At 64.9% G+C, this 6,042-nt stretch carries 6 protein-coding genes; all 6 read right to left on the reverse strand.

Features of this window, described 5'->3' with window-relative positions; translation table 11 throughout:
* Positions 1 to 157: 157 nt before the first annotated feature.
* Positions 158 to 919 (reverse strand): glucosamine-6-phosphate deaminase, encoded by a 762-nt coding sequence (nagB, locus tag V6M39_RS06180; RefSeq protein ID WP_332642877.1) that lies wholly within the window; start codon positions 917 to 919, stop codon positions 158 to 160.
* Complete coding sequence (locus V6M39_RS06185; protein WP_332642878.1) at positions 907 to 1,827, reverse strand: ROK family protein; 921 nt, start codon at positions 1,825 to 1,827, stop codon at positions 907 to 909. Before V6M39_RS06185 ends, nagB begins: the two co-directional genes overlap by 13 nt.
* Positions 1,824 to 3,257, reverse strand: coding sequence for a glycoside hydrolase family 3 N-terminal domain-containing protein (locus tag V6M39_RS06190; protein WP_332642879.1), 1,434 nt, complete (start codon positions 3,255 to 3,257; stop codon positions 1,824 to 1,826). The genes V6M39_RS06185 and V6M39_RS06190 overlap by 4 nt, the downstream gene beginning before the upstream one ends.
* Complete coding sequence (locus tag V6M39_RS06195) at positions 3,254 to 4,072, reverse strand: carbohydrate ABC transporter permease (protein ID WP_332642880.1); 819 nt, start codon at positions 4,070 to 4,072, stop codon at positions 3,254 to 3,256. The genes V6M39_RS06190 and V6M39_RS06195 overlap by 4 nt, the downstream gene beginning before the upstream one ends.
* Before the next feature lie 145 nt (positions 4,073 to 4,217).
* Positions 4,218 to 5,120, reverse strand: a complete 903-nt coding sequence (locus V6M39_RS06200; RefSeq protein ID WP_332642881.1) for a carbohydrate ABC transporter permease — start codon at positions 5,118 to 5,120, stop codon at positions 4,218 to 4,220.
* 117 nt (positions 5,121 to 5,237) lie between these two features.
* The coding region (locus tag V6M39_RS06205) for an extracellular solute-binding protein (RefSeq protein WP_332642883.1) at positions 5,238 to 6,042 on the reverse strand (805 nt) is incomplete at its 5' end.

The raw sequence follows: 6,042 nt of genomic DNA on the forward strand, positions 1-6,042 counted from the left end.
CTTGTCGACTGCTGGGCGATCCTGACCCGGAAAGATTCGGGTGGTCTTGTCAAACGTTACTGAGGACATGCTGGTTAATCCCTTCACCGGCAGGTACGTGCCGGACGATCCAAGTGATGGGTGGGTGTTGCCTCTGCAGACTAGCGGCTTTTGGGGTTCAAAAGCGCTGCCAATCTGGTTTGTTCTCCGCCGTGAATCGGTAGTAGGCGGCGAGTCTGAGCTGAGCTGCGGCTGGTGGGTCGACGACAACGGTGACGTGTTGGTGGAGCTGTAGGACCGACGCGGGACAGAAGGCGGCGACCGGGCCCTCGACGGCGGCAGCGACTGCATTGGCCTTGCTCGAGCCGGTGGCGATCAGCACGAGGTGCCCGGCGTCGAGGATCGTGCCGAGGCCCTGAGTCAGCACGTGGTGCGGCACATCGTCCACCGAGTCGAAGAACCGGGCGTTGTCCTCGCGGGTTTGTTGGGTGAGGGTTTTGACCCGCGTACGAGACATGAGGGACGAGCCTGGCTCGTTGAACCCGATGTGGCCGTCGGTGCCGATGCCGAGCAGCTGTACGTCGATGCCGCCCGCCTCGACGATCGCCGCTTCGTAGCGAGCGGCCTCGGCAGGAATGTCTTTCGCCTCGCCATCGGGTCCGTCCACGCGATCGAGATCGATGTGATCGGTGAACTCGCGACGGATCACCGAGTGATAGGACTCGGCATGGCTCTGCGCCAGCCCGACGTACTCATCGAGCGTGAAGGCGCGCACCCCGGCGAGGCTGAGCTCGGAACGCGTATGTCGATCGATCAGCTCTCGATAGACCGGCAGCGGCGACGAACCGGTCGCCAGCCCGAGCACGGCACCGGGTTGAACGTGCTGGGCGATGGCATCGGCCACAACGGTGCCGGGATCGTCGACGATCAGGACCTCCATGCCGGGTCCCTTCCGAGCAATGCAGCTCCGAGTGCGCCGGCCGGGTAGTCCGACGGCAGCCACCGCACGCGGTCCGCGATGGCAGCGAGCTTGCCGAGCGAGGTGCCTTCGTCCGTACGCAGGTCGTCGAGGATGGCCTGGCGAAGCGCCGGTGTCGCGGAGACGACACCGCCTGTGACCAGTACGTATGAGACGTCGAGCCCGTATGCGAGCAGGCTGATCGCCTTGGCAATGCCTGCTGTCAGCTGATCGCGGATTCCCGCCGCGTCGCTGCTGCCCGCTGCCGCAGCGGCAAACAGCTCCGCGGCTGTCCCGTCCCACTGTCGGCGGAGACCGCTACCGGAGGCGAACAACTCAAGGCAGCCGCGGCGACCGCATGGGCAGATCGGTCCGTCGGGATCGTGCACGAGGTGACCGATCTCTCCGGCCATACCGCGCGAACCGTGACGCAGCTTCCCGTCGAGCAAGAAGGCGGCGGCGAGGCCGGTGCCGACGTTGAGCAGTGCAAGGTCGTCAACGGTCGAGCCCTGCTCCTGCAACCAGGCGAGGCCGCCGAGGGCTGCGGTCTTGACGTCGTTCTCGACGGTGACGAGAACGCCGTCCGCCCGATCGGCGACGCGGCCGGCGAGATCGAGGGGGACATGGTCGAGGCCGAGGTTGACCGCGTGAGTCACCGCACCGTCATGAACGATGCCAGGCACCCCGAGACCGACAGCGATGACGTCGTGGTCACTCGGCAGAGCAGTGCGCAGCGCGGAGATCATCTCGACGGCGCCTGTCACTACGCCGTCCGCGCCGTGACGCGTCGGGTGGGTGATCTGCTCGCCGATCACGTGGTGGCTCTCCGCATCCACAACTATTCCGTGAACGGTCGTGCCACCGATGTCGAGCCCGAGACGTACCTTCATCGTTCTGCCCTCAGGGCAGCGCCGAGCGCGTCGGTGAGCACAGCGGCAGAGCCGTACGTTCGTACGACCTGATCGTGGTCGTCGAGTGCGGGGCTCGGCCAGCCGAGCTCGATGAGTACGGCGCGTGGGTTGTCGGCGAGCTGACGCTGGACCCAGTCCGATACCTCCGGCACGGCGTCGACTCGGCGTACGACGATCGCGACCTCACCGGTGAACGACGGCGTTCCCTCCAACGCCGCGGGCACCAGGTCGATCGTCGTGCCGCCGAGGTCGAGCTGGCCCCAGGACGTGGGACCGACGGCGGGATTGGTGCCGGTGTTGATGCGTAGGACCGTGGCCGGGCCAGTGAATCGCGGGGCAGTCGCGGTGATCGCAGCTGCAACCTCGACCGATAGCGCACGGCCATCGGCGATGACTTCGGCAGCGTCCGCGCGGGGAGCGAATGATGCCCAGGCCGTACGGAGTGCTTCGACCCGTTCAGCGGCATCGCTGAGCCGCCCGATGTCGAGGTGACCCTCCTCAACCGCACGACACACGGCGTCCACAGCTTCGGTGATCAAGGACGGCTGGTCGGTCGGCTCAGGACCCAAGCACAGCAGGTCGGCGCCAGCCGCCAACGACAGTACGGCGGCTCCACCGATTCCGTGGATTGCGCTCGCGCCAGCCATGTCGAGTGCATCGCTGACGATGACGCCGGCGTATCCAAGCTCCTTGCGCAGCAGGTCGGTCAAAACTGCGCGGCTGAGGGTCGCGGGCTGGTCGGCATCGAAGGCCTCGAGCACGACGTGAGACGTCATGATGCTGGCGGCGTCGAGATTGGCTACGAACGGAACGAGCTCGCGACTGCGTACGACGTCTGCCGGTGCGCTGACGTGGGGGAGCCCGATGTGTGAGTCGGTCACCGTGTCGCCATGGCCGGGGAAGTGCTTGATGCAGGCGGCAACGCCTTGAGATGCCAAGCCGGCGACATACGCCGAGGTGTGTCGAGCCACGAGCGCCGGATCTTGGCCGAAGCTGCGGGTGCCGATCACCGGGTTGCGCGGATCGCTGTTGATGTCGGCGCTGGGTGCGAGGTTGAGCCAGATTCCTGCTGCGGCAAGCTCTGCGCCGATCGCGGCCGCCACCACTTGCGTCGCCTGGACGTCGTCGCGGATTCCGAGTGCCGCATTGCCGGGGTAGGGGCTGCCATGTCGCATGTGCAGTCGAGTGACGTCTCCACCCTCCTCGTCGAGCGTGAGGACAGCAGTCGGGTCGAGGGCCCTCACGGCTTGCGCCAGCTCGGTGACGTCGCCTTCGGCGTCGAGGTTGGCGCCATACAAGCAGATGCCAGCGAGACCATCCGCGTACGACTGCGCTAGCCAGTCGGGGATCACGGGTCCGCTGAAGGAGCCGAGCATCACCTGGTGCGCCAGGCGCCTTACGTCGCTCATCCCTTGACCGCCCCGCCGACCATGCCGGACGTCATCCGGTTCTGGACGATCATGAACAGGACGATCACCGGGACCGCGACCAGAGTTGCACCGGCCATCACAGCGGGCCAGTCGACCGCTTCATTCGAGACGTCAGACAACCCGCGAAGCCACAGCGGAAGCGTGCGGTTGGAGGGATCCATGACGACAACCGCGAGCGTGTACTCGTTCCAGGCCTGCAGGAACCCGTAGACGCTGCTCGCCACGAGACCCGGGGCGAGGAGCGGGAAGGTGATGGTGAAGAACGCCCGCGTACGGCTGCAGCCATCAGTCATCGCTGCTTCCTCGAGCTCCAGCGGGATGCCGTCGACGAACCCACGCAGCATCCACACCGTGAACGGCAGGATCAGCGCGGTGTAGAGCAGACCGAGGCCCAGGATGCTGTTGTAGAGACCCCACTCGTTGAGCATCTTGTACTGGGAGATGAACAGCGCCTCGGGCGGAATCATCTGGATCGCCAGCACCGTGAAGATGAACGACTTGCGTCCCTTGAACCGGAACCGTGAGATGGCGACGGCGCCGACGAAGCCGCAGAACGTGGCCGCCACGATCGCCAGCAGGGTCACCGACAGGCTCAGCTTGAGTGAGTCGAAGAAGGCTTCGTTGAACACCCGGTCGAATGCAGCTGCCGCGAAGTCCGGGATGAACGGCGGATTGGGGGAGCGGAGCTTCTCGATCGGCTGGAACGAGCTGTTGAGCACCCAGTAGACGGGAAACGCCCAGATCAGCGCGATACCGATCGCGATGAAGCCCCAGAGTCGGCGGCGCGTGTTCATGCCGGGACCTCCGTAGAAAAGGGCACGGTACGGAGGCCACAGCATGAATCGTGTCTGATTGTTCGCGCCCCCTGCGCCCCGTGCGCCCTTGGAACATGGACGACTCCAGTTCGGATGGCGCGGGGGTACCCCCAGCTTCGCTCGCTCATACTGTGTCCTCCGATAGCAGGCGGCGGACGTACCGGTACGTCAGGGCGAGGGTGAGCACGAGGACGAACATTGCAAGGGCAGATGCGGAGCCGTAGTCGCTCTGGCCGATTCCGAGCGTGAAGATATAGGTGCCCAGCAGGTGGGTCTGGCTGACCGAGCCGCCAACGCCCTGGAGGAAGTCGATTTGGGCGAACACGCGGAGGTCCCAGACGATCTGCAGAAGCAGGACGATCGTGAGCACCGGTTTGATCGTCGGATAGATGATGTGGCGAAAGCGCTGCACGGCTGTCGCGCCATCGAGATGGCTCGCCTCAAGCGTCTCTTCGGACACCTGGGTGAGTGCTGCATATGCGGTGAACGCGACGAAAGGCACGCTCATCCAGATTACGATGACGCCCGCGACGAAGAAGAAAGACATCGGCTCGATGAGCCAGTTGTGGTTCTCGAAGGTGGAGAAGCCGAGCCCCTTGAGAGCCCAGTTGATGACGCCGTAGCGGGTGTCGAAGAGCCATTGCCACGCAGTCATCGCCGCGATCACCGGCATGGCCCAGGTGAGCAGCATGCTGATCTGGAGCACGAGTCGCGGACCGGTACCGACGCGCTTCATGAGGAGGGCGAACAGGGTGCCGATGAACATGGTGACTCCGGCGCACACCGCGCAGAAGACGAGAGACCGGACGATCACGGTCCACATCGCCTTGTCGGTGATGAGGTCCTGGTAGTTCTGAAGTCCGATCCACTCTGCCGGCTGCCCGAACTGCTGGGCCCGACCGAACTCCTGGAACGACAGGATCAGCTGGCGTCCGAGCGGATAGCCCATACCGACGATGAGCACCAGGATCGTCGGGACGATCAGGAAGTACGGCGTCCTGCTGCGGGTCATACGCGGTGTCGTCATGATCGTCCTTTCTGTCTGGGTCGTGGCGTTGAAAGACAGAGTGGGGCCCGCAGTGGCCCGCAGGCCCCACTCTGTCGTGTCTTGCAGGTGTTGCCGAGTGCTACTTGTTCAGCACTGCTACTTGTTCAACATCGTGTTCAGCTTGGCGTCGGCAGCCTTGGCGGCGTCTGCCGGATCGTCGCCACGGGCGATCGAACCGAAGAACTCCTCCATGACGCTGGCACTCTCGACTGCGGCCCATTCAGGCGACGCGGGCGTGAGCTTGGCGGTGGCTGCGGCAGCGATGGCCGACTTCGCGAACTCGTCATCACCCATGAGTGAGGTGAACTCGTCGTTGGCCGGACCGAGGCCGTTCTTGGCGAGCTGCTCCTGGAACTCGTCGCTGTAGATGAGCTTCAGGACGTCGAACGCGCCGTTCTGGTTCTTCGACTTGGCCGAGATGGCGATGTTCGAGCCACCGGCGAAGACCGGTGCTGTGCCACCGTCAACACCGGGGAGTGCGAACGCGCCCAGGTCCTTGGCCTTGTCCTCGGCAACGCTCCAGCGCGCCCAGCTGGGGCCCATGAACATGGCTGACTCGCCGTTGTTGAACGGAACCCACGGCTCGGCGTCGAGGCCGTCCTTGGGAGCGAGCGTCGCACCCTTGTAGAGCTCCTGGACCTGCTTCAGACCAGCCTGGGCTTCGGGAGCCGACAGCTTGCCGACCCACTTGTCGCCGTCCTGGACTGCGATGTCTCCGCCGTTGGCGAAGATCCAGCTGATGCCGTTGCGCCAATCCTGACCCGGCAGCCAGAGGCCCGAGGTCTTGTCGGTCTTGAGCTGCGTGGCCGCCTTCTGGAAGTCGGCGAGGTTGCTCGGCACGTCGATGCCGGCATCTGCGAACGCCTTCTTGCTGTAGAAGATGTAGCGCGAACCCCAGTAG

It is taken from the genome of Aeromicrobium sp., assembly GCF_036675695.1.
Lineage (GTDB): Bacteria > Actinomycetota > Actinomycetes > Propionibacteriales > Nocardioidaceae > Aeromicrobium.

Coding starts and splice junctions, on each gene's coding strand:
- V6M39_RS06195 (WP_332642880.1), bottom strand. CDS start 4,072: ATGAACACGCGCCGCCGACTCTGGGGCTTCATCGCGATCGGTATCGCG.
- nagB (WP_332642877.1), bottom strand. CDS start 919: ATGGAGGTCCTGATCGTCGACGATCCCGGCACCGTTGTGGCCGATGCC.
- V6M39_RS06190 (WP_332642879.1), bottom strand. CDS start 3,257: ATGAGCGACGTAAGGCGCCTGGCGCACCAGGTGATGCTCGGCTCCTTC.
- V6M39_RS06200 (WP_332642881.1), bottom strand. CDS start 5,120: ATGACGACACCGCGTATGACCCGCAGCAGGACGCCGTACTTCCTGATC.
- V6M39_RS06185 (WP_332642878.1), bottom strand. CDS start 1,827: ATGAAGGTACGTCTCGGGCTCGACATCGGTGGCACGACCGTTCACGGA.